Annotated in this window: 3 protein-coding genes; all 3 read right to left on the bottom strand. The window is 33.3% G+C overall.

Annotation, left to right across the window (positions count from 1 at the left end):
• Positions 1-84: 84 nt before the first annotated feature.
• The gene (locus ACIPNH_RS03240; RefSeq protein WP_400771701.1) at positions 85-1,167 is read right to left on the bottom strand and encodes an efflux RND transporter periplasmic adaptor subunit; all 1,083 of its coding nucleotides are present in this window, start codon (positions 1,165-1,167) and stop codon (positions 85-87) included.
• A gap of 201 nt (positions 1,168-1,368) precedes the next feature.
• Positions 1,369-2,451 carry a Fic family protein gene (locus ACIPNH_RS03235; RefSeq protein ID WP_400771700.1) on the bottom strand — a complete coding sequence of 361 codons (1,083 nt, stop codon included), beginning with the start codon at positions 2,449-2,451 and terminating at the stop codon, positions 1,369-1,371.
• Between the two features lie 237 nt (positions 2,452-2,688).
• Complete coding sequence (dnaG, locus tag ACIPNH_RS03230; RefSeq protein ID WP_400771698.1) at positions 2,689-4,437, bottom strand: DNA primase; 1,749 nt, start codon at positions 4,435-4,437, stop codon at positions 2,689-2,691.
• Positions 4,438-4,827 lie beyond the last annotated feature (390 nt).

The raw sequence follows: 4,827 nt of genomic DNA, 5'->3' as shown, positions 1-4,827 counted from the left end.
CATTTTGATTCATCATTCTCTTTGTGAAAAACATTCCAAACTTTCTCTCCACTTTTTCTGGGTAAGGTCAAAGGATCTTATGTCTTAAACCTTATCACCAGGCTTAACAAATAGGTGGCCCAATACTATTAACTTTATGGGTTTACCTTCGTTATTTGCTACTATCCAAACCCCATCGCTCTCATGATCAACAATTTCTATTGGTGCAAATACTACATAATTATTATCATCAACAATCTTTATTCCAAGAGCACCTTCGTCACTTAAGCTCAGGGCTGAAGAAGGAACTTTATATGCAAATCTTTCGCCTGAAGGTAGCCTTACGTTGGCAGTTAGTCCCTGCAAGGATATCATTTTATTATTAGTTACCTTTACTTCTACCCTATAAGACCCAGTTTTAGGCTCAGCAATTTTACTAATAAAACTTACTTCACCTGCCAATTCTTTTCCGTCCAGCAAATTAATTTGAGCTGTGCTGCCTAGCTCTATTTTATTTACTTCATTTTCCGAAACGTATAACACTACAAGAATTTGATCGAAATTAACCACGTCAGCTATTTTTTGCCCAGCATTAACAAAATCCCCTTCGTTTGCATTGATTTTATCAATATAACCATCTATAGGAGATGTGACTGCAGTATTTTCTAAATCCAATTCTAGCCTTTTTAGGTCAGCTTTTGCACTTTGTAACGCAGTAAAAGCTGCTTCTACTTGTATTTGTGCCCCATAGCCTTTTTTATTCAGTTTGTGAGAGGAATCATACTCAATTTCACGCTGCTTTAATAAAGCTTTGGCTTTCTGAGCTTGCTCAATCCTGTCATAATCTTCTATCTTTAACACTACATCATCTCTTTTTACCTTTTCACCATCAGGTAAATAAATAGCAATAATCTTACCACTTATTTTTGAGACAAGGCTAGCTCTATGTAAGGGATTTACTGTACCAGAAAAATTTAAATATATAGTGCGGTTTTGCGGCGCACATTCTTGAGTTTTTACTGAAAAGCTACTAGTTGCATTATCGCTATGAACCGCCTGATCTTTTTTTAAAAATGCACTGCTGATAAAAAACAGTAGAATAAAAGCAATACTGGAAATGATGATTACTTTATTTCTTATCTTTAAACAATAGAATTTGTTGACCAATCTTGTTAGAAACAACTGCATAAATTTTCGAATCAGAAATGTAAGTATAATACATGTACCATTGTCACTCCATAAATAGTTTTATATGAGAACAAACACAAGATTTTCCTATAATAAGTAAGTTTTTTATTGCTAAAATGCAATTTTTAATCGAATAAAATTGCAAACAAAGTTGTGCATAAGACTGGATTTAAAAAAATCTCGAAAAACATACTAAAACTTTTAAATAATAACTTTATATCTAGTGGCTTTGCCTTCTCCAAGACGCTGTAAGTATTTCATCCCTAGCAGTTTCTTTGTAATTGCCTCTACTGTTCTTGGAGGAAATCCTAGAGCTTCTATAGCATCTTTTCTACTAAATTCTTTATCTGCAAGGCTAAGTGCCCACTCCCAGAAGAATAATTGTTTTCTTGATAATAAATATTCAGTATTCTCCCTCTCAAGAATATAATGCGCCTCATTTGCTTGCGTTTTGAGCACATTAAGAAAAAATATTAACCATGGGGAAATATCTTCTTTGCCACTTTTCCAGCTACTTTGTGTTTTATTAAGCGCTAAATAGTAATCAAGTTTGTTAGTTTCAATTATCTTTTCATGTGATACAATAGATACAAAATCATAACCCTGCTGCAACAGCATTAAATTAGTTATCAATCTACTAGTTCTGCCATTTCCATCTTGAAAAGGGTGTATTGCCAAATACTCAAAAACAAAGTTAGCAACAATAATAAGAGGATGCTTAAATTTATTATTTAAGGACCAGTGATACCAATCAATAAGCTCTTGTACTTCCTTTCTAACAAGGTAAGGTGGTGTGGGATCAAAAATTATACCAACAACTTTTCCATTCTGATCTTTTGCCTCAACTCTATTAGAACTTGCTTTGTATTTTCCTCTATGATACAAATCTTTTTCACTATAAAGTAGCATCTGGTTGTTAATGTGCAATATTGATGACTCACTAATTGGAATATCCGTATAATCATGAAATATTAGTTTAAGTATTTCTAAGTAGCCAGCAATTTCTTGCTCATCTCTATTTTTAAATTTTTTGACACGTAGGTTTTTATATAGATCCTCAACTTCTTTATCGGTTAGACGATTTCCTTCAATACGGTTAGAAGCGCCAGAAGATGTAACAATAACTGAATGAGTTAATCTTTCAATTGTTTGTGGTAGTAGTTTTTTCGTTATCTGCCAGCTATTTTTAACACTATCAACTGCAGTAATTAACTCGTACACTTGCTCAATTACAGGCCCTTCTAGGTTGAGACGCGTACTAAGACGAAAATTCTTCCAGTTCATATTCTTCTCACATGCATATTATGTGAGATAATGTGAGATAATGTGATAAAAGTCAATAGTAAACTTTATATGCACAGCAGAGCTAACTACAAAAATTATACATTTTCAAGTGATCCTAACCATATCAAAAACTACAGGGCAAAGCTGTTAGAGGAAGGCTTAATTAGTTAAAAATTTCAATCTTATGTAAAATATTGTCTTATTTTGTAATTTTCTTGTTGACTAACGAGACGATATCTACTTTTCAATGAACTCCATTTGCATTTCTTGTATACTGCTTTCTATTTGCTTTATTTGTTCTATCAACCTTTCCTCTAAGTCAAGATTACCGCTCAGCCTCGCTTCGGTTCTTTCTTTTCGTAATGCATTTAACTCTTTTAGTAACACTATATTATTCCACACAATTTCTGCAGATTTTCTCTCGTTCAGTTGGCTATTTAGTACACTAGTTTTTTCAAATACATACTTTATAACGTTAAACTGTTTCAATTCTTGTAACAAAGCCTCTTTATCGAGTTTGCTTTTGTTACTTATTACATCAATTATACGCTGTTGTAATCTTTTCATCTCATTAGTAAATTCAAAATGAGAAAATTGCTCAAAAAATATAGGACGGTTCAAGATTTTAGGAAATTCTACGGCTATACGCAAAATTACGGCCTGATTTTGCTCTGCTTCAATTAGCTCTGGAGATTTGTTATGAAGATACTCACCTTTTGTTGCTCTAGTTTTACTATTAAAAATCTGTTTTTTGAAGCTACTTCTTAGTTCACTAGCCTTATTGTAAAAATAATCTCTGTAATACCTTCTAATACTGCTGTTGCTAATAGTATTTACATATTCCATGAACTTGTGCTCAAGAATTGAATATTTTTCCGGAGCAAGTTTTTCATAATTTTGCAAATTGCTATCGATTATGTGATGCCATAAATATTCAGAATGAAGTTTTGTTGAGTGATCAAGCGCAATCAATACGTCTTCTTTCTTGTATTCCAGTTCGTTACATATATCGTATGGATCTTTATTACTCGGCAAAGTCACAAATTTTAACGTGTATCCAGGCTCTAATATTGGCAGAGCAAGTTCTGCAACTCGAGTAGCAGCATGACGTCCAGCACTATCGCCATCCATACAGATGGAGATTTCTTTAGCAAATCTCCATAGATTTTTTATCTGCTCTGCAGAAATTGCGGTACCAAGCGGAGCAACTGCATTACTAATTCCTGCTTGATGTAGCGCTATAGCGTCCATATATCCTTCAACAACGAGTATGTGCTGTTTTTTACGTATTTCGCTTAAAGCAAAGTTTAATCCGTATAAATTCTCCCTCTTCTTGAAGAGCTGACTCTCTGGACTGTTTAAATATTTCGGCTGTTGCTCAGAACTTAGCGCACGTCCGCCAAAACCAATAACTCTCCCTGCAATGCTCTGTATAGGAAATATCAGCCGGTCATAAAAATAATCACGAAAATTTTTGTTTACTAATCCAATATCAATCAAAATTCTGTCTTCAATACCTGAAGAGTTTAAATACTCTTTCAAACCAGAGCTTGGTGCATAACCTATCTTAAATTTATCTATGATTTTAGGTGAAATCTTACGCTGCTTTAAATAATCTACAACGCCCTGATTTTTTTGTGCAAACCAATTTGCAGCTAAATCAAGCACTAAAAATAGTTTATTGTTCTCTTTTGTAATACTAAGATTTTTGGGCAGTTCAACACCTGTAACCGATGCTAATTTTTCCAATGCTTCTTTAAAGCTTAATCCTTCAGTTTGTGAAATAAATTCAAATGCATCACCACTAGCTGAACAACCAAAACAGTAATATAACCCCTTAGTATTGCTCACCGAAAAAGATGGGGTTTTTTCGTTATGAAATGGACAGAGCCCAACAAAACTATCTCCTCTTTTTATTAATCTGACTTTTTTACCTACTATGTCGGATAATAATAATTTTGATTTTATAATATCTATATGATCCATCTTGTTAAATTAGTAGTAGGATAAAAATTATATAGAATTTATACACATCTGACTCGAAATTTATTTCTATAACTAAAGCAATTTAGATTTACCGACAATGTAGCTATACAAATTCAAGAGCAATCCTGTCATCCAGGTAGCCCACAGAAACAAAAAACTTCCTTGACAAACCTCGCCAGCGCCCTTATCATGAAACTGAAGCTATTTATTTATCTTCTCTGTACAGATTAAATGACAAAAAAACTCAACGTATCTGGCGTCTCATGTTTAATTTTTTGCACTATGTGCACCTTATGTCTTTATCAAATTTCCGGGTTTTGACCTACACAAGCTGAAATACGCTTATAAAGCATTTAAAACATTAAAAAACGCCAACTTAAAAAATGGATA

The sequence above is a fragment of the Wolbachia endosymbiont of Drosophila barbarae genome (assembly GCF_044752445.1).
In the GTDB taxonomy this organism is placed as follows: Bacteria; Pseudomonadota; Alphaproteobacteria; order Rickettsiales; family Anaplasmataceae; genus Wolbachia; species Wolbachia pipientis.
This window is presented reverse-complemented; position numbering and strand designations above follow the sequence as displayed.

What these genes read in the sequence shown, in the direction of transcription:
- ACIPNH_RS03240 (WP_400771701.1), bottom strand. Translation starts at nt 1,167, where the DNA reads ATGCAGTTGTTTCTAACAAGATTGGTCAACAAATTCTATTGTTTAAAG.
- ACIPNH_RS03235 (WP_400771700.1), bottom strand. Translation starts at nt 2,451, where the DNA reads ATGAACTGGAAGAATTTTCGTCTTAGTACGCGTCTCAACCTAGAAGGG.
- dnaG (WP_400771698.1), bottom strand. Translation starts at nt 4,437, where the DNA reads ATGGATCATATAGATATTATAAAATCAAAATTATTATTATCCGACATA.